The sequence below is a fragment of the Reichenbachiella agariperforans genome (assembly GCF_900142205.1).
Classification (GTDB): domain Bacteria; phylum Bacteroidota; class Bacteroidia; order Cytophagales; family Cyclobacteriaceae; genus Reichenbachiella; species Reichenbachiella agariperforans.
This window is the reverse complement of record NZ_FRAA01000001.1, coordinates 239,871-258,183: the sequence shown is the minus strand read 5'-3', so window position 1 is coordinate 258,183 and position 18,313 is coordinate 239,871. Positions and strand designations below refer to the sequence as shown.

16 protein-coding genes are annotated in these 18,313 nt (G+C 43.0%); 9 read left to right on the top strand and 7 right to left on the bottom strand.

Annotation, left to right across the window (positions count from 1 at the left end):
* Positions 1 to 10: 10 nt before the first annotated feature.
* On the bottom strand, positions 11 to 625 hold the full coding sequence (locus BUB99_RS00950; protein WP_073118614.1) for a beta/alpha barrel domain-containing protein: 615 nt from the start codon (positions 623 to 625) through the stop codon (positions 11 to 13).
* A gap of 115 nt (positions 626 to 740) precedes the next feature.
* Between BUB99_RS00950 and BUB99_RS00945 the strand changes: the two genes are divergently transcribed.
* The gene (locus BUB99_RS00945; protein ID WP_073118612.1) at positions 741 to 1,058 is read left to right on the top strand and encodes a thioredoxin family protein; all 318 of its coding nucleotides are present in this window, start codon (positions 741 to 743) and stop codon (positions 1,056 to 1,058) included.
* 233 nt (positions 1,059 to 1,291) lie between these two features.
* On the opposite strand, the gene BUB99_RS00940 is transcribed toward BUB99_RS00945, so the two are convergent.
* The gene (locus BUB99_RS00940) at positions 1,292 to 1,897 is read right to left on the bottom strand and encodes an SRPBCC family protein (RefSeq protein ID WP_073118611.1); all 606 of its coding nucleotides are present in this window, start codon (positions 1,895 to 1,897) and stop codon (positions 1,292 to 1,294) included.
* Between the two features lie 111 nt (positions 1,898 to 2,008).
* Between BUB99_RS00940 and BUB99_RS00935 the strand changes: the two genes are divergently transcribed.
* From BUB99_RS00935 to BUB99_RS00920, 4 genes are all read left to right on the top strand, one after another.
* Positions 2,009 to 2,395, top strand: a complete 387-nt coding sequence (locus BUB99_RS00935) for an RDD family protein (RefSeq protein WP_073118609.1) — start codon at positions 2,009 to 2,011, stop codon at positions 2,393 to 2,395.
* A 122-nt stretch (positions 2,396 to 2,517) separates the two neighbouring features.
* Positions 2,518 to 3,099 (top strand): YqhA family protein, encoded by a 582-nt coding sequence (locus BUB99_RS00930; protein WP_073118607.1) that lies wholly within the window; start codon positions 2,518 to 2,520, stop codon positions 3,097 to 3,099.
* A 54-nt stretch (positions 3,100 to 3,153) separates the two neighbouring features.
* Positions 3,154 to 3,696, top strand: a complete 543-nt coding sequence (locus tag BUB99_RS00925) for an NUDIX domain-containing protein (RefSeq protein WP_073120491.1) — start codon at positions 3,154 to 3,156, stop codon at positions 3,694 to 3,696.
* A gap of 7 nt (positions 3,697 to 3,703) precedes the next feature.
* Positions 3,704 to 5,044: an MATE family efflux transporter gene (locus BUB99_RS00920; protein WP_073118605.1), complete on the top strand. Its 1,341-nt coding sequence runs from the start codon at positions 3,704 to 3,706 to the stop codon at positions 5,042 to 5,044.
* On the opposite strand, the gene BUB99_RS00915 is transcribed toward BUB99_RS00920, so the two are convergent.
* The 5 genes from BUB99_RS00915 to BUB99_RS00895 all read right to left on the bottom strand — a co-directional run bounded on the left by BUB99_RS00915 (position 5,038) and on the right by BUB99_RS00895 (position 13,681).
* Positions 5,038 to 5,718 (bottom strand): methyltransferase domain-containing protein, encoded by a 681-nt coding sequence (locus BUB99_RS00915; protein ID WP_073118603.1) that lies wholly within the window; start codon positions 5,716 to 5,718, stop codon positions 5,038 to 5,040. The two genes, BUB99_RS00920 and BUB99_RS00915, sit on opposite strands and share 7 nt — an antisense overlap.
* Entirely contained in the window at positions 5,719 to 7,047 is a 1,329-nt protein-coding gene (gene ffh / locus BUB99_RS00910) for a signal recognition particle protein (protein WP_073118601.1), read from the bottom strand.
* Positions 7,048 to 7,150: 103 nt separating this feature from the next.
* Positions 7,151 to 7,459: a phosphoribosylpyrophosphate synthetase gene (locus BUB99_RS00905; protein WP_073118599.1), complete on the bottom strand. Its 309-nt coding sequence runs from the start codon at positions 7,457 to 7,459 to the stop codon at positions 7,151 to 7,153.
* Between the two features lie 119 nt (positions 7,460 to 7,578).
* Positions 7,579 to 12,618, bottom strand: coding sequence for a putative type IX secretion system sortase PorU2 (porU2, locus tag BUB99_RS00900; RefSeq protein WP_084190266.1), 5,040 nt, complete (start codon positions 12,616 to 12,618; stop codon positions 7,579 to 7,581).
* Positions 12,605 to 13,681: a putative type IX sorting system protein PorV2 gene (locus BUB99_RS00895; protein ID WP_073118595.1), complete on the bottom strand. Its 1,077-nt coding sequence runs from the start codon at positions 13,679 to 13,681 to the stop codon at positions 12,605 to 12,607. Before BUB99_RS00895 ends, porU2 begins: the two co-directional genes overlap by 14 nt.
* A gap of 358 nt (positions 13,682 to 14,039) precedes the next feature.
* Here BUB99_RS00895 and BUB99_RS00890 point away from each other — a divergent pair, with 358 nt between their 5' ends.
* The 4 genes from BUB99_RS00890 to BUB99_RS00875 all read left to right on the top strand — a co-directional run bounded on the left by BUB99_RS00890 (position 14,040) and on the right by BUB99_RS00875 (position 18,305).
* Complete coding sequence (locus tag BUB99_RS00890; protein ID WP_073118593.1) at positions 14,040 to 14,372, top strand: PadR family transcriptional regulator; 333 nt, start codon at positions 14,040 to 14,042, stop codon at positions 14,370 to 14,372.
* Positions 14,373 to 14,432: 60 nt separating this feature from the next.
* Complete coding sequence (locus BUB99_RS00885; protein WP_170863700.1) at positions 14,433 to 16,940, top strand: GIN domain-containing protein; 2,508 nt, start codon at positions 14,433 to 14,435, stop codon at positions 16,938 to 16,940.
* 122 nt (positions 16,941 to 17,062) lie between these two features.
* Positions 17,063 to 17,647, top strand: a complete 585-nt coding sequence (locus BUB99_RS00880; RefSeq protein ID WP_073120489.1) for an RNA polymerase sigma factor — start codon at positions 17,063 to 17,065, stop codon at positions 17,645 to 17,647.
* Positions 17,637 to 18,305, top strand: a complete 669-nt coding sequence (locus BUB99_RS00875) for a hypothetical protein (protein ID WP_073118589.1) — start codon at positions 17,637 to 17,639, stop codon at positions 18,303 to 18,305. Before BUB99_RS00880 ends, BUB99_RS00875 begins: the two co-directional genes overlap by 11 nt.
* Positions 18,306 to 18,313 lie beyond the last annotated feature (8 nt).

The following is an 18,313-nucleotide window of genomic DNA, read 5'->3' as shown; positions in this document are numbered from 1 at the left end:
GTTTATATTGTTAATCTTCGATTTCCAATACCTCCAAAATATCCGCTAGTTCATCATAGTCTTTGAAACCTGGCTTTTCTTCATGGCTTCCAGAGAGAGCTATGCCATGATAGAATGCCGGTTTGGCCAAAACATTGTCTGCTGTGACGTCAAAGGCTTTGAGGGTAGGGATGGTCAGCTCTAGTTCTGATATGGCTTGATCTATATCCAAGTATAAAGACTCATCTTGACAATCGATGAGTAAGTAGGCAATGTCCTCAGAAAGACCATCTGCTTCGGAAGTAAAGGCTGTTAGATCATTAGCATCGTCGATATGAATTTTTAAGATGACTTTGGTATCCGTGGCGAGCGCTTGTGCGACTTCTACCGAGTTGACCTGTAGGTAGCCTGTGCCTATATTTTGATGTGTTTCACGAATCTGAGCCAAAGGTAGGTTGCCATATTCCATCACTAAGTCTACACCCGCGACCCAGCCCATGATTTCTTGTGCGGTTTCTAATGCTACAGGGTTATCATTTTGAGGATCCAAATTGAAACCGATCATGTCCACACCAAAACCCGCACAGTAGCGTGCATCACTGAGATTAGATATATTTCCTACCTTAACAAAGCTTTTCAAATTCATATCAATACTGTCAATTGGACAATCAAATTATTTTATGCAAATCAAAACCATTCGCTGGAACATTGCCGTAAAATTGCAATGAAATTAATAATTGAAATACGAAACAATAATAGACATGGAAGTAATAGAAGTAACAGATCAGGAATTAGCACAACAACTCGCATCGAATCCTAAAGTTGTGATCAAGTACTATGCGGATTGGTGTGGCTCTTGTAAGCTTTTCAACCCAAAGTACAAAAGATTAGCCAAAGACGAGAGGTTCCAAGATGTGACATTCTTGAATATCAATGCAGAGAACAACCCTGACGCAAGAGCAAAAGGAAGTGTAGCCAACCTACCGTCTTTCGCGATCGTAGAGAACGGTGAGTTCAAAGAGACCGTAGCGACTAGCAAAGAGGATGCAGTAGTTGCTTTGATAGAAAAATTGAAATAAGTATGCAGCTTTTAGTAAGCAAACAGTCAGTTGGGCAATATGATATCGCTCAACTGACTGATGCAGAGGTGATATTGCTCAACTGACTGATGCAGGGGTGATATTGCTATGAAAGACAGGACTTAGCCTGTTGGATTTACATTGCTGCGAAGATCATTTATAGGTTTGACGAATAGGTTCAAACCTTTGGACTTTTAGCGCAGAAATTTAGTGTTAAGAAAAATCTATTGGTTCTACTCATTGACTGTCATAGAATCCATTTCGGTTTGCATCTCCATGTCCGATTCTTCATTGATGTCTGGCATGTTTTCTACCATAGTTTTGAGATCTTGTAGTCCTTGCTCATAGTATGGGCCGAGCATGCCATCCATCATTAGAGTCATGTAGTGGTAGAAAGGGTTTACTCCAACATCTCCTTCGTAGTTCCATTCTACCTGGCTTTGTCCGCCTGATTCTACTATGATAAATGAGGCATAGCTTGGTTTTTCAAATCCTTCAAATGTCATTTCATATTTAACAAGCGTAGGTTTGTTGCTTTCTATGATTTTTTGTGAGCCATTACCTATTTCTGGGTTGTTGCTGGTCCAACTCATTTTTGCTCCGATACCACTTTCAGGGCCTTCGAAAGTATAAACGGTACTGTCTGGATCGATTTTGTACCATGGAGACCATTCCTGAGAGACTTTCAGATTGTTGACGACTTCATATATTTGTGAGGCAGGCGCATCTATGTTGGTTTTTCTAGAGATGGCCATTTCGCTAGGGAGTAGCCAACCGACAAGAGCGACAAGTAGCAATAGTATCACTACCGTTTGAATGAGGATTTTTACGATTTTCATGCTTTGTTCAGTTTGTTTATAGGAAAGATAGAGAATAAGCAGACTCTATTCAAGTAAATTTGTCTCTCTAGTATTGGGTTAAACCTTGTTTTTGAATCTCTAATTAATTCTATGCCAAACCTTTCAGCTAATTTTTCTCAGAGACTATTCGCTTATAATATTGACCTTACCGTGTTAGTGTTGCTACTATGGCCGATGTCTTTGTGGATCGCTAATAATACTATTTTCTATTGGAGTTCTTTTGGGGTGATCTGTCTATACCATGCGGTCATGGAGAGCAGTGTATGGCAAGGGACGTTAGGCAAACGCTACAGTAAACTAATCGTAGAGACTGATTCTGAGGAACGGTTAAACCTTTTTCAAGCGATTTATAGGGTATTGATGAAGTTCCTGTCACTTGCTTTGTTATTTGGAGGTTTCTTTATGATCTATTTCCGAAAGGATAAAAAAGGACTACATGATTTGATTGTTGGGACAAAAGTGGTTTGTAGAGACTAGTATTTTGTTCTGGGATGGGGAATTGAAATCTAAGATAAATTAAGTCCGTCTTTTGTTGAAAAAGGGAAATTAGTCTTTATTTTAGCCTTATATTGAAAACAGATAATCAACAATAAGAAACTATGGCACGAAAGATTAAAGCTTTTGGTTGGTTCGAAAACACATTTGAAGGGATTATATTTTGGAGTAGATGGGTGCAAGCCCCGCTTTATGGTGGTCTGATCATCGGTGCAGTACTTTACCTTTTTACTTTTTTTACAGAACTCGCTCACTTGTATCATCAGGTATTAGGAGGGGAAACAGAGACTAAAGTAATGCTGAGCGTATTAAGTTTGGTAGATATCTCAATGGTGATGAATTTGGTTATCATGGTTTCAATTGGTGGATACTCGATCTTTACAAGTAAGATCGATGTGGAAATGCATGAGGATAAACCGCTCTGGCTGGAAGGTCTCGATGCAGGTATGTTGAAGATTAAATTAGCTACTTCGTTGGCTTCTATTTCTGGAGTTCAGCTTTTGAAGAAGTTTGTGGATTATAGGGATATTGCAGCAGTAGAAGGTAATGAAGGTATATATGTGGAGATTGTGATTCACATGGTTTTTATCGCTTCAGCCTTATTGCTTTCTGTGACAGAAAAGACCATCCACTCATATGCACACCCAGCGCCTGGAGATGCTCACGGAGATACGGAACAACACTGATAGTAAAAATATTTTAATTCAAAAGGCGCTTAAAAGGCGCCTTTTTTTATGACTATGAAAAATCCCTGGACAACATTAAGTGAAAAGGAGGTCTATAACAATCCTTGGATCACTGTAGAAGAGCATCAAGTTTTGAACCCCAATGGTGGAGAAGGAATTTATGGTAAAGTACATTTTAAAAATCGTGCCATAGCCATCGTGCCAATTGATGATGAGGGGAATACATGGCTGGTAGGACAGTATAGATATACATTGGATGAATACTCTTGGGAGATCCCAATGGGGGGAGGGCCTTTGGATGAGGGTGTTTTAGATAGTGCCAAGCGTGAGCTTAAGGAAGAAACAGGTTTGACAGCTAGTGATTGGCAGAGCATATCTCGAATTCATACCTCCAATTCTGTGACAGACGAGGAGGGGTTTATATTTCTTGCCAGAGGGTTGGAGTTAGGCGAAACAGCTTTTGATGATACGGAAGACTTAGCGATTAAGAAGGTGTCATTGGCTGAGGCAGTCGGTATGGTGATGTCAGGTGAGATTACGGACAGCCTCAGTATGGCAGGGTTACTGAAAGTCCACATGATATTAAACTCACGATGAGAAGCCAATGACCCTAAAAGAACACTATCAGAAGAATTTTTCTCTAGCATACCCCGTAGTACTAAGTCAGCTCGGACACATCATGGTCTCCGTAGCGGATAGTGTGATGGTGGGGCAGCTGGGAGCTGTACCCTTGGCGTCAGTGTCGTTGGCAATTAGTGTCTTTACGTTATTCATGCTTTTCGGGATAGGTGCATCTTACGGTATGACTCCTTTGGTGGCGACAGCAGATGGAGCGAATGACAAGCGAGCTGCGAGCGGCTATTTGAAAAACGGCTTGGTCGTGAGTGTGTTCATAGGAGTGGTTTTGGTACTACTCTGTTTAGGAGCTGTGATCATTTTTCCCTATCTGGGGCAAGAAGAGGGGGTGTTGGAAGGAGCTATTCCATTTTTTAAAGTACTTGCATTGGGGCTATTGCCTTTGATGCTCTTTCAAGCATTTCGACAATTCGCAGAGGGACTTTCCATGACCAAGCAAGCGATGTATATCTCTGTCGCTAGTAACGTACTCAACGTACTGCTCAACTGGGTATTGATTTTCGGACACTGGGGCTTTGAACCTATGGGGATGCTGGGAGCGGCTGTATCCACATTGATTTCACGCGTGATCATGGTGTTTGCGATGGGAGGTTTTGTGCTGTTGTATCCAAAGTTCGTTCGTTATAGAGCGGTGTATGGTCAGGTGACTATAGCGTGGGATACTATCAAGAAAATTCTAAAGATAGGCGTGCCAACAGGTCTGCAATTTGTGTTTGAGATCGGGGCATTTAGCGCCTCGGTGATTATGATTGGGTGGTTAGGGGCGATTCCCTTGGCGGCTCATCAGATAGCGATGAATTTGTCAGCGATCACCTATATGACTGCTACAGGTATAGCAGCAGCAGCCTCTATTCGTGTAGGGAATCAGTTGGGGAGAAAGGATTATCTTAACCTTCGTACTGCTGGTGTGACGTGTTTTGTGATGACGATAGTACTGATGGCTGTCTATTCGTTCACTTTCGTGGTGGGTAGATTTGCATTGCCGGAGTTGTATGTTGATAACGAAAAAGTAATCGCTTTGGCTTCTGGGTTACTCGTGGTGGTAGCGTTCTATCAGATATCAGACGGGATACAAACAGTGGGCTTGGGTGTGCTTCGTGGTTTAGGAGATGTGAAAATACCCACTATTGTTACGCTGATTGCTTACTGGGGGATTGCCATTCCGTTTGGATATGTATGTGCTTTTGTCCTGGGGATGAAAAGTACTGGAGTGTGGGTCGGGTTATCCGTAGGGCTGGCTTTGGCGGCAGTGGCACATGTGATGCGCTTTAGAAAGTTGACCAAAAGACTAACGGATCAGACTCAGTAAATCCTAGCGAGGTACTGATCATTTTCGTCTGTCAATAGTATTTCTATTTCCATCCCGAGAGAAGCTACCACCTCTTTGAATTTCTCTTGATCTACATATACCCAATCAAACCAATCGCCTAATTTTCCATCGTACTCATATTGGTAGCGGATATTACCATAGTACCCTTCAGGTTTAGGCAAGCCATCTTCATATAGATAGGAAATGTCTGACGAGTCTATAAGAATCTGTCCATGCTCATTTAATAGTGATTTGCAGTGGAGTAGAAATGCATCCAAGCCTTCTAAAGTTCCTGCCAAACCTAGTCCGTTCATGAGGATGAACAATGTGTCGTACTTTTGTTTATGTTTCCAGAAGTCTTCTTTGATGAGTTTTTTCATCCCCGACATGTGCATGGTGTCTATGCAACCGGGAGAGTTGTCAATCGCTGTGACATCTATGTCGAGTGCTTGCATGAATAGCGCATGCGCACCAGCAGCAGCTCCTACGTCGAGAATACTACCTCGGCAGTGTGTGATAGCAAGGTTTTCTAATTCACTAAAGTCTTCGTTCTCTCTGAAGAACACCTCTATAGGCATTTCTTCTGGTTCTCCGTAGGAATTGTGTAGCATTAGAGGCTTTTCAGGAGCTTTTTTGTAAAAGTCCAATATCGCCTGTCCGTGGAGGTCTTTCACTTATTTTCCGAACATATTCATTCCAGACATCATACGCTTGGCTCCACCCATTTTGTTCATGGTCTTCATCATTTTACGCATCTGGTCAAACTGCTTTAGGAGTTGGTTGACCTCTTGGATGGAGGTCCCACTACCGTTAGCAATTCGCTTTTTACGGCTACCATTGATTACGTCTGGGTTTTCTCTTTCGTTGATAGTCATTGATTTGATGATTGCTTCTATAGGTTTGAGCGAATCGTCATCAATGTCTACATCTTTGATGGCTTTGCCTACTCCAGGGATCATACCCATAAGGTCTTTGAGGTTACCCATCTTTTTGATTTGCTCTAGTTGAGAGAGGAAATCATCAAACCCGAAGTTGTTTTTTCGGATCTTCTTTTGAATTCTTTTGGCCTCCTCTTCGTCGAAATTTTGCTGTGCCTTTTCTACCAAGGACACAACATCACCCATACCGAGGATTCTACTTGCCATACGTTCTGGATGGAATATGTCAAGTGCTTCCATCTTTTCACCATGAGAGATGAACTTGATAGGCTTATCTACCACCGTACGGATCGACAGGGCTGCCCCCCCACGTGTGTCACCATCCATTTTGGTAAGGACGACTCCATCGAAATTCAATCTTTCGTTGAAGGTCTTAGCGGTATTAACGGCATCCTGACCTGTCATGGCATCCACGACGAAAAGTGTTTCTGCAGGGTTGAGGTTCTTTTTGAGAGACTCGATTTCTTGCATCATCTGCTCATCTACTGCCAGGCGACCAGCGGTATCGACGATGATGGTTTTTTTGTTGTTTTCTTTGGCGTACTTGATCGCATTTTTAGCGATTTTGAGTGCGTCTTTATTTTCAGGTTCTGCGTAGACATCTACACCGATTTGCTCACCGAGAACTTTGAGCTGATCGATTGCCGCGGGGCGATAGATGTCACAGGCGACTAGAAGTATGTTACGTTGGCTTTTGAGGTGGTTGGCGAGCTTTCCAGTAAAAGTAGTTTTACCAGATCCCTGTAGACCAGAAATGAGTATGATGTTTGGCTCACCTTTGAGATTGATGTCCTCTTTAGATCCTCCCATGAGGAGTGTGAGTTCGTCAGATACGATCTTGGTGAGTAACTGGCCAGGAGAAACTGCAGTGAGAACGTCTTGTCCTAAAGCTTTTTCTTTGATCGTGTCAGTTACATTTTTAGCTACCTTAAAATTAACATCGGCATCTATAAGTGCACGTCTAATTTCTTTGACGGTAGTTGCAACGTTGATCTCAGAGATCTGTCCTTGTCCTTTGAGGTTTTTGAATGCTTTATCTAACTTCCCGCTTAAATTATCAAACATAGTCTTGTGCGCTTTTGAATTTCGGCAAAGCTAATCATTCGCTAACCAAAAGTCTAGTGTTGAGATTTGGAAATAGCCTAAAATGTAAATGGAGGATAAGGAATTATTCTTGACTCATAGGGATTTGCTTGATCAGTTCTTCGTTTTGATCACTTTCTGCACTATAGCTCAGTGTGAGCGTACCTTTGGACTGATCGTCGGCAATGATCGCATATAAATTGGCTTGATCCGATGGGTTGGTCATACCTTCAAAGCGGAAGGATTTGATGATCTTGAGTTGTGAAGGGTGGTATTCATTTTTAGAGTATAATCCTACTATATGTTCTTTGCCAGCTTTGAAGTCTTCGGTGAACCCATCTTTTGTCAATGCATTCATGGCTTCTGATAGTGTATCGAAATTATTCGTTTCCATAGGGGATTGATTTAATTAAAGTATGCTTAGCTATACTTACGTGATGACGAGCATCAAGTTGTGACGGGGTGGAATGAAAAAGGAAATAACTATTTAAAGACAGTAGGTATTTTTACTACTTATCTAAGGATATACATTTTGCCAAAACCATTCTTGAAGCCTTTGTCTCCTGCGGTATCACGGTGTTTGAACTCTTCTCCAGGGTTTTTGATCATGACGCGATAGAGATAGACTCCATTGGCAAGTTGGTCGCCATAGTTATCTCTACCATCCCATGCATACTCAGACAAGTTGTTGCCTATTCTAATACTACCGAGTTCGTCCATAAAGATTTCCCTGACTATACGCCCACTTACGGTCATGATTTGAATTTTGAGATCCTCAGGTATTTTAGACCCAGTTAGTGTAAAGACAAATCGGGTCTGGGTAGAGAATGGGTTTGGATAGGGGTAGAAGTTGGTGATGCTTGATTCGTTAATAACCTCAAAATTGATTTCATAGGGTGCTACACCTGATTCGTTACCTGATGCATCGGTGACTTGTACGCGGAGACTGTGCATGCCATCTTCTAACGTGTTTGGGCTGTAGTCTATGGAGAAGTCTGTGTCTTCTGAGGCCGCCTGCCAGGTGACCTGTGGGTCGCTAAAGGGGATGCGTACATAGTCACAGTCCTCGCAGGGTTGTTTGAGGTAGAAGTTCATCCCTAGCGTGTCTTCCTTGAGTAAGTATTCGTTTTCGTCAGTCATCGTGATGTTGATTCTGGCTGTGGGCGAAACTATGTCTCCATCCATTATTTTGATGCCATCAAAAAGAACGTCTAAGATAGGGTTGTATTCATCTCCACTTACTGACATGAACTCGGCGATTCTCAAACTATTGTTAGTAGTGTATTGCTCGTATTGATCTGCTTTGTTGACTTCTAATACTAGGTCACTGGTTCCGGTATTGTCTAGTGTTTTGAGCGGAATATCGAACTGTACTGAGTCGCCAGTATTAAGAGCTGCGATACGTATTGTGTCTTCAAAAGCCCTATTAAGTGTGCTGTTCAAAAATTTATAATTGACCAGTAGGGAGTCTATATAGTTCTTGGAAGAGATGTTCCAAAAAGTGTAGGAAGAGGTTTGTTCCTGCCCCTCTTGTAACTCTATTTCTTGATTGATAGGGTTGTGGGTTAGGAGTACGCCTTCTGGCACGCTTTCGTAGTTTACTTGCCAGGCTTGTAGTTGGGCAGGAGAGAACATGACAGGGTCAGATAATGCTAACGAAAGTCGAATGTAAGGGTAGGTAGACGCATCTATGAAACTTAAATCATAGGTCATATCTGTTTGGTTTCCGCCCAGTCGAACTTCATTACCTATAGCATCTATTCCAATGATATTGATCTGGGTGATATCGTCACTTGGGTTGCTCGAAGGGGCAACTTGTAGTGAAGCATTTTGCCAAGTACGTGCTGGGCCGATTTTATTGGTAGAGATTTCTCCTGAGTCATAGCTGCCGATTACATCCTCGTTTAAGAACAGAGTTGTTTCGTTCGTCGGGGTAGAACTAGCAACTACTTCAGTCGCTGGTGTACCTGTGTTTTTACTTCCGAGAAAGATAAATGGATCACCCATGACGAGGTTGTCCATCGTGGCACGCTGGATGCCGAATGCTTCCAAAGCAGTTTTGAATTCGTCTGTCCAGATCGAGTAGTCAAAATCTCCCAATGAGAAGATCAAAACTTTATCTCCCGTACTGAGTTCGTTGAGATAATCGATGGGTGTGATTGAGCCACTACTAAAATTGCCTGCATTGAAATTAAAAATATACTGGGGTAATAGTCCACAGATCAGAGGGTTTAGCTCAGCGGGGGTCGTGAAGGTGTATGGACTAAAAGGTGCACTAGACTGACGCTGAAAAGCTAGAAAGTTGATCGTGTTGTTTTGGCAATGTCCGTTGGTTAAGGTAGAGTTGGATACAAAATAGTTTCGCCCAGAAAGCAGGACTTTGGTGTCAGAGTAGGTCTCCGTGGGATGGTTGGAGCCGTAGGTCTGCACATCTAAGTCTAGGGAGGTCGTGATAAAATCCCAGATGCCATTGCTGGTGTCCAGCGTAAGCCCAGTGCTGTTTGATTCTTCCAGTTGGTCATGGCTATGTTGTGCCCAGCCTTCTTGTGTGGATGATGCATCGTAGCTAAATGAGGATACGACCCACTCATCGTTTTCGTCTGGCAATGGGTCTGTATAGCGTGTTCGCCAATAGAATACCGTTTTGTCTGGAATGACTCCTTTGCTGTTCAGGTCAAAGTTAAGTTGTGCGATGACTTTAGCATTTAGCGACTGACTACTTAGATATGGGCTATTGAACGTTTTGACAGTATCGATCTGAAAGTCATAAGAGCGCGCTGTAGAAAAGAGGTTGCTTGACTGGAAGAAAAAATGAGTGTTTGCTTCTGATTGTATGCTGTAATCTGAGGGTAGTAGGTTGAGTGTGCTACCATTGGTGAGAAATAGATCTACGGTAGCGGAATTGTTGGTTTCATCGAGTTCTGCTACTGCATTGAATGGGTCTACTACCACACGCAAAGAGTTTTGTCCCGAAGCATTGGTGATCTGATTATCTATCACAAAAGAAATCACTTCCTCTCTTAAGACAGGATCGAAAACGAGCGGTCCATAGGTGATCGTGGAACCGTCTGCTAATGTACGGACGACTTGTATAGCCATGGGGGTGTTGTCATAGATACCGAAATTCTTGATGTTGATATCCATTTTAAATGAGTCTACTGTAGCGATCAGTTGTTCGTTGTTAAATGAACTGATTTCGATCAGATCTTCGGATACTGAATAGTCAGCTTTGTCTGCGCCAAAAACCTTTACAGCTGGATCGCCTTGTAGGTTTTCTAATTGCACCTGAGCAATGTTGCTATTGGAATTGCCGTATTGACTGATGAAAGCTTTGGCAGCTGCTTGTTTGATTTGCCCTACGCCGAGACTATTAGTCATCTCATCGTTGAATGCATAGGTGTAGAATAGCTCAGTAAAGCGTTTAAGGTCTGAAGGGAATGCGTTGTAACTATGAGCAATGAAGGCTGTCGCGCCTAGATCAGGTGTGAGTATCCAGTCTACACCGAAAGATTCACTTTGCCCCAAAAAATCTCCTGCAAGACAACCATTGACTAGCATGGTAGGGTATTTCCCCTTATTGGCATAGCCAAATGATGGGTCAGAGACTAGCCCAATCTCTATATCGGTGATGGTGCCACTGGAGTGACCAAAGAAAGTAATCATCGATACGCCATCGTTGACTTCATCGGAGATATTAATGAGTTCGACGCTGGTGTTGCTGTTTTTGGAAATCTGAGAAGACTCTCCACCTAGGATGACGTCTGCTGCTTGACTGGCAAAGCCATCAATGTAGTTCTTGAAGGTGTTTAGCTCTTGCTCCGAGTTGCCACCACTGAGATGAACCAAATTTTTCAGTCTCAGTGTGTTGAAAGGTGTCGCATCTTTTTCGATGACTTTGTTGAGGTAGTCTCGAATGTGGTCTGGTTCGGTCGCATTGATACGGCCAGTTGCTAGCGTAGGGTAGCCATCACCTCCATCAAAGCCAGAAGAAAATTCATCATCTCCTCCTGGATAGCCGAAGGTGGGAACGAAATGTTTAATAGTCGTTGTATTTGGGTTTTGTCGGTAGTATTTGGATGTGATACTAGTACTTTTTCCGATTAGGAAGAGGAATTCTGGCGAGCCATTGTCATACATGTATTGGCAGAAACGTTTGATACCTAGTGGAGAAGGGTTGCCATAGTTGAATTGGTTGTATACCTGATCGATATCAATAGTCAAGACTGTGTGCCCTCCGCCAGCTGTAGACGAGCGGTAGTTGGCGTATGCTTCGACTTGATCTCCAGCATTGTCGGAGGTGTTGGCACGTAGGTCTGGGTGACTCACGATGAGATAGTTGTAGCTGGATGGTGTGATCTGCTGAAAATTCACCGTTTTGATTTCGGAGATGGGTTTGTATCCAGACTGTGTGTAGAGTGTGCGGCTCGTATTGGTATTGTCTACGATAGCGTTGAACTCTGACACGAATTCATTGATACCAATGCGGGTTGGCGTAGCGGTGTCAGTGATGTCATACAGTAGGTTGTTGCTAGGGGTGTTTTGTAGGCTGATGTAGGACTTTTCACCTGTACTGGTTTTTAGATTCAAGTAGTGGTCTGAGCTGCCACCTAAGTTAAATGCTTTGCTATATTTTACTTTGATGTAAGCGATAGAGACTCGGTCACTATTGCCATTGACTCCACGGGGTATGGCTTGTACCATGAGTTCACCGGTAGAGGATATATCTGTCCATTGGAGGTCTTCTTGGATGGTGAAATTTTCGTCATGGTTGAACACTGCTGTTTCGATGAGACGAAGTGAGCTGGCACTTGAGCCTACATAGATTTCTACACTGTGTGAGTTGTTGTTGCCAGCGGTGAGTTGTAGCTCGATGTTAGGAGTGTAGTCGGATTGTACTGTGTTGGTCAGACCTGTGAGTGTACGACTGGTTGTTTGGTTGGTAGAGACAAATGGCCCTGTCCAACCTTCATAATAGTCATAACTTCCTCGCAATGTTTTGTTTGAAAAACCGTAACTGATGCCTTCAAAGTAATTGCTACCGTACACTTCGAGTAGTTCTGCTACGTAGTAGTTTTCGGCGGTGAGTCCATCGATGTTGTTTTCGGAGAAAGAGGTCATTCGTTTTCCAAAATTGAGATCCAAACGGTAGGTGAGGAAATAGGCAGAACTATCACTATACAGGTTATAGTACGTGTGTGGTTGAGCATCTGGAGCTACGTATAGTGGTGTGTCTGTAGTACCATCATTTTTTTCTGCATAGAATGCCACGAAATCGTTGGAGTTCAGTACGCCATCATTTTCTCCCGAGACATAGATGGCGATTTCCTGTCCTTGGTGAAAAATCTGAAGTTTTCTAGGGTCGAGGCTTCCTACTGGAACCCCCGCAGCAGATAGTTCGGTTCTTGTGATTTGATAGATGCCGTTTTCGGCGATGGGTATCCTAAAATAGCTCTGGTTAAAATTGATCCATTCATTGCCATAGGGCTGTGCCAGCACCGTAAGGGAACAGACCCAAAGGAGAAGAGAGAGTATGGCGTGTTTACTTCTTATCATTGAAACTCGCTTTTAGGGATAATACATGGGAATAGGGGGACTCTGCCTGATCTCCAATGTCTGTCAGTGCATAGTCGATACTGAACTGGCTGAGCTTGACTCCCACACCGAAGTTGGGCTGGAAGACGGTCTGATAGCTACGGTCAAAATCCTGTATTTCCTGAAATTGCCCAGCACCTACGCGTAGGAAGAACTTATCGACATACCCGATTTCTAGTCCAGCCCGAGGGTCAAGTGAAACCTGATCTGATTTGATGAGTGTGTTTCGCTTGCCATCGAGTGTGGCTTCTACATCTATAGACATCAAAATACTGAAACGCTCAATAATACTTACGTGATAACTGCCACCGAGGATCATGCGGGGTAGTGTGATCTCAATAGAGTTTTCTGGGATAGCATTGCCCGTTTGGGTGTAGATATCGGCGATTAGAGAGGTGTTGTGACTCCAAGTATTATAAGTGCCTGTGATGTCACGGAGCATCAGACCGATTTTGAGCTTGTTGATTGTTTTTTGGAATCCAATATCAAGGCCATAGCCCCACGCTGTAGCAAAGCTCCCTGCACTGCGGTAGATGATTTTGGCATTAATCCCGCTCTCTAGTCCGCCGAGGATTTTTAGTTTTCTCGCATAGGAGAACAAAAATGCATAGTCAGCAGAGGAAAAGAATTTGATGTTGTCATAGTTGAGTGCACCATTGGCATCATAGAGGTAGCGCGTGTCAGGGATGTCATCTATTCCGAGGCGGATGGCAGAGATACCGAGGACACTGACATCATCTATGCGCGTCGAAAAGGCCGCATAGTCATAGTTAGCGATCCCAGCGAAATATTGGGCATGCATCAGTGATGCGCTGTATTTGTCCACTTGGTGGTTGAGCCCTGATGGGTTCCAGTAGCCTGATGATACATCGTCGGTTACACTGGTGAAAGCACCACTCATCGCTAAGGCACGAGCATCTACACCGATCGCCAAAAACTCATTACTGTATTTGGGCGTGTTGGTCTGAGCACAGACGCTGAAGTAAAAGAGCCAAAACGTAATGGCGAGTATTAAATATTTCAAATTCGAACTTTAAGAAATAACCTTACAAAGGTAAAAACATTGCCTTGATCCGTGATACGATTGGTCATTTGAAATTCTATTTTGGAAAGAAAAAGTTAATAATCTGACCGAACACTTTTGATTTTTCTTTAGATAACGTGGGATTATTTGTAGAAAAGTGAATAAAAATAGAAAATTACCACCTAGTACTTGGCTATGCAAGGTACTTTTCCGTAACCATTAACTAACTAAACTAAATCTGCCATCTCGTAGGGCGGAGTTGAAAAGTAGAAATTATGATTTCATTGGTAATTGTTCTGTTCATGATCGTCGCTTTTGTGGTGATGGATTTACTCGGATAGAAGTTAACTATAGGCATATGAAAATTGAAAATACACAAGTCCAAATGAGAAAGGGTATCCTCGAGTATTGCGTGCTGAAGATTATTTCGCGCGGAGAGGTATACGCTTCGGATATGTTGGAAGAATTGACTTCTGCTAAGATCATGGTGGTGGAAGGGACTTTGTATCCGTTGCTGACACGGCTCAGAAAGGCGGGATTGGTTGAGTACAAATGGGTGGAGTCCAAGTCAGGGCCGCCTCGGAAATATTATACGATTACCACGGTAGGAGAGGATTTTGCAAAAACTCTCGACGCTACCTGGAAGCAGCTCGTGGCTTCTACCAAGAAGATTTCCAGTCAAGCATCATGAGCATATCTATCAAACATAACCTGAATATCATGACTGTCGGTCGGATAAAATAATATGGCAATGAAAAAAAATATCAGTATAAACATCAGTGGAATTATATTTCACATCGAAGAGGATGGCTACCTCAACCTGAAAACCTATTTGGAATCAATCAATCGGTACTTTTCTACCTACGATGATAGTTCGGAGATCATCTCTGATATCGAGAGTCGTATTGCGGAGATATTTTTGAGCAAACTCAGTGATGGCAAACAGGTCATCACACTGGAAGATGTCAGTGGTTTGATACAGACCATGGGTACAATTGCAGATTTCGATGCGGTGGAGTACGGAGATGAGGAAGCTACTGACAAGCAAGAGGCAGCAGAAGAAACTGAATCTGCATCAAAGACTGGCTCTAAGGAAAAAACTGACGATTTTGGGAAGAAAACGCTCTACCGTGATGACAGACGCAAAGTACTCGGCGGTGTAGCAGCAGGAATTGCTTATTATTTCTCGATTGACCCTTTATGGATTCGTTTAGTGATGCTTGCCATGCTACTTAATGTCTTCATTTTAGGATTTAGTGGAGCAGTGTTTTTGGCTTACATCGTCCTATGGATGGTGATACCTGTCTCTACTGATTTAGGCGACCAAGAGAGTGTCAAGAAGATGTTTAGGGATCCAGAAAACCAAGTTTTGGGAGGGATCGCATCGGGTATAGCGGCTTACTTTGGGATAGATGTGACAGTGGTTCGTCTGTTATTTGTCGTTTCAATATTTCTCGGAGGGTCAGGCTTAGTGCTTTATATCATTCTGTGGATGATCACGCCAGTCGCTAAGACGATCACCGAAAAGATGCAAATGCAAGGAGAGCCAGTCACTTTGTCGAATATTCAGCAAAGTGTAACGAGAGGTTTGAAAACCAAAGAGGGCGAAGAAAGTACCGTTGCCAAGATACTGCTTTTTCCGTTTCGTGTTATCGCAGAGGTTTTTAGGATGCTAGGTAAGTTGATAGGGCCTATTTCAAAGTTGCTTGTTGATATCGTACGAATCGCTGTAGGTATACTGGTCACACTTGTAGGTATGGTGACGATCATAGCTTTGTTCGCTACCATCGGGATAGCTTTAGGTTTGATTAGTTCTCAGGTAGAGTTCTTGTCATTGGGGGCTATTCCTGTCGAGATTATACCTCAGAGCTTTTCTCTGTGGGCTTTTGTATCAATGTTTATTCTGGCTATAGTTCCCGTGCTAATGATTACGCTTTTGGGCATATCTCTGATTGTGAAACGCCTCGTGATTAGTTCAGCGATTGGGTGGTCTGCGTTGGGCGTGTGGTTCATAGGCTTGATAGTGGCTATTGTGACTGTACCTAATGTCATTGCTAGTTTCCATAGCGAAGGACAGTACAAAGAGACACGTGAATATAAGTTGACTGATGATGAGCCTTTGATCTTAAAGTTAGGACTCGATGATATGAAGGAGATGAAAAAACCTGATCTCGTATTGAGAGGAGGAGAAGATTCGCTAGTGCAGCTTATTGTAATCAAAGAGTCTCGTGGAAGCAGCAGAAGCAATGCGATCGAAAATGCACAAATGGTAGCTTACGAGGTAAGTCAGTTTGGGAACAACCTGATTTTTGATGCAAATTTTCAATTCAAAGAGGGAGCTAAATTTAGAGGGCAGGCCGTGGACTTGATTCTTTACATTCCAGAAGGGAAAGCTTTCGTGATGGAGCGTTATATGAGGGAAATTCTCCCATTTCGTCTGGGTAGATCGGATTACAACCGGTACCATATCGACGATGATACTCAGTGGATGTTTACCGATGAGGGACTAACCTGTATCACTTGCGAAAAGGAGAAAGTAGAGGAGGAAGAAATGGATGAAAGCGACTCTTCGGAGGAGAGACTAGAATCTGTAACTCCAATCGGCGAGGATGAAGAATCCTTGGTGTTTGATCTTAAAGATTTTAATGAAATAGAGATCGATGGGATTTACAGGGTGTTTATCGAAGAGAATGATACCTACAAAGTCGTAATCAAAGGATCAGATCAGTTGAAAAAGCAGGTGCAGGTCAAGCAGTTTGATCAAGTACTGGAAGTGGGGTTGGATAACAAGGATTGGAGCTTGATGCAGGACTTGAAAGATGATGATAGACTGGAATTGTACATCACCATGCCGAACATAAACAGACTCGAGGTTGGTGGACTGTGTAAAGTTCAGGTAGATAATTTTGAACTGAACGAATTTGAAGTAGATGTGTCGGGAGCTTCTAGTTGTGATCTTCGGGTGCAGGTTAAAGAATTAGAAGCGGATATGTCTGGTGCAGCTGTATTGGAGCTGTCAGGCACTGCAGATTATTTGGGAGTAGATTTGTCGGGAGCGTCTAACCTGAGGGCGTATAATTTCCGAGCCAAAGAGGTAAATATTGAAGCAGGAGGTGCTTCATCGGCCAAAGTTTATGCACGCGAAAGCATCGAAGCAAGTGCGTCGGGGATTAGTAATATTCGCTACAAAGGTTCACCTGAGTCAATCGATATTCACGAAAGTGGAGTGAGTAAAATCCGTGATGCAGATGACGACTAATCTAGGATAACAAAAGGTAGACAACCCGAATCATATATGGTTCGGGTTTTTTATTGATTAATTTTCAAGCTCAATGCAACCCTTTTTTATAGATCTCCATCTTGTATATGATTGATAAGATCATGAGAAGCGAAACCAAATCAACATATAGTGACTTAGAGCTAGTAAAACGGTGTAAAAGACGTGATGCCAAAGCGCAACGGTATCTCTATGAGAAAGAATCGAGTGTGATGCTGACCGTCTGTAGAAGGTATCTCGCGGATGATAGCACAGCAGAAGAGCTCATGTTGATCGGGTTTATGAAGGTGTTTGAGAAAATAGATCAGTTCAAGTTGTCGGGTAGTTTGCAGGGCTGGATACGTCGAATCATGGTCAACACTTGCCTAGAATGGATTCGCAAAAATAAGGCACTCTATATGGAGGTAGATATAGTAGATGCCGAGCATGAGATAGATCATCTGACTGTCTCAGATGCTCTGGAGTCAGATGACCTACTTGCGATGGTTCAGGAGTTGCCTCAGGGGTATAGAACGGTGTTCAACATGTATGCCATCGAGGGCTATACGCATCAAGATATATCAGCTCTACTTGGGATATCAGTCAATACCTCTAAGTCTCAACTGAGCCGCGCCAGAAAATGGCTTCAGGCTAAGATAGAAGACCATGAGAAGTATGTAGCATTTAAACGACAAGACAATGGGAGTTAACAAGATAGATGATATATTCAAGTCGAGATTGTCTACCAAAGCGTCATTGCCAAGTGACGATAATTGGTCCAAACTGGAAATGATGTTAGACCACCCGTCTGCCACACCAAAACGAGGGATAGTGATATGGCGCGTGGCAGTAGCAGTATTGGTGATCGGTAGCTTATGGGGTTATGGTGTTTGGGAATCCCAAAACTATATTGCTTTTGAGCATAATCTGGAGCAGGTGACGCCAAAGAAAGTATCCATGACTCAGTATATACCGCAGCCCACCACGATCCAACCTAGATTAGTAAAAATAAGAAGATGGGCTGCTCAAATAACGACCCCTGCTATGGCGGCCAAGGGGGCAACAGCAGCATCGCCAGAAGCCTTGCTAGCGGAAGAGGCTTTAGAAATTCCGGTAGTACTACCAGCATTAGATATAGAAGAGAAAGAGCCAGTCGCAGTGAAGGTAGTCTATAAGAGAGGACCAGCGACTCAAACACTGGTAGCTCATGTGGTAGATACTACACATACACCCAAGATCAAAAAAATATTGGATCAAGCCAGAACATTTGATCCATCGGATGTCTGGGCAGATATCCGAGATGCTAAGGATCGTGTTCTCAACGACCCCTTCGCTTCACAACGAGAACAACGTCAAAAACTTAAATAGTTAGAAGT

What these genes read in the sequence shown, in the direction of transcription:
- BUB99_RS00880 (WP_073120489.1), top strand. Translation starts at nt 17,063, where the DNA reads ATGAGAAGCGAAACCAAATCAACATATAGTGACTTAGAGCTAGTAAAA.
- BUB99_RS00935 (WP_073118609.1), top strand. Translation starts at nt 2,009, where the DNA reads ATGCCAAACCTTTCAGCTAATTTTTCTCAGAGACTATTCGCTTATAAT.
- ffh (WP_073118601.1), bottom strand. Translation starts at nt 7,047, where the DNA reads ATGTTTGATAATTTAAGCGGGAAGTTAGATAAAGCATTCAAAAACCTC.
- BUB99_RS00920 (WP_073118605.1), top strand. Translation starts at nt 3,704, where the DNA reads ATGACCCTAAAAGAACACTATCAGAAGAATTTTTCTCTAGCATACCCC.
- BUB99_RS00925 (WP_073120491.1), top strand. Translation starts at nt 3,154, where the DNA reads ATGAAAAATCCCTGGACAACATTAAGTGAAAAGGAGGTCTATAACAAT.
- BUB99_RS00905 (WP_073118599.1), bottom strand. Translation starts at nt 7,459, where the DNA reads ATGGAAACGAATAATTTCGATACACTATCAGAAGCCATGAATGCATTG.
- BUB99_RS00885 (WP_170863700.1), top strand. Translation starts at nt 14,433, where the DNA reads ATGAAAAAAAATATCAGTATAAACATCAGTGGAATTATATTTCACATC.
- BUB99_RS00940 (WP_073118611.1), bottom strand. Translation starts at nt 1,897, where the DNA reads ATGAAAATCGTAAAAATCCTCATTCAAACGGTAGTGATACTATTGCTA.
- BUB99_RS00950 (WP_073118614.1), bottom strand. Translation starts at nt 625, where the DNA reads ATGAATTTGAAAAGCTTTGTTAAGGTAGGAAATATATCTAATCTCAGT.
- BUB99_RS00930 (WP_073118607.1), top strand. Translation starts at nt 2,518, where the DNA reads ATGGCACGAAAGATTAAAGCTTTTGGTTGGTTCGAAAACACATTTGAA.
- BUB99_RS00890 (WP_073118593.1), top strand. Translation starts at nt 14,040, where the DNA reads ATGAAAATTGAAAATACACAAGTCCAAATGAGAAAGGGTATCCTCGAG.
- BUB99_RS00875 (WP_073118589.1), top strand. Translation starts at nt 17,637, where the DNA reads ATGGGAGTTAACAAGATAGATGATATATTCAAGTCGAGATTGTCTACC.
- porU2 (WP_084190266.1), bottom strand. Translation starts at nt 12,618, where the DNA reads ATGATAAGAAGTAAACACGCCATACTCTCTCTTCTCCTTTGGGTCTGT.
- BUB99_RS00945 (WP_073118612.1), top strand. Translation starts at nt 741, where the DNA reads ATGGAAGTAATAGAAGTAACAGATCAGGAATTAGCACAACAACTCGCA.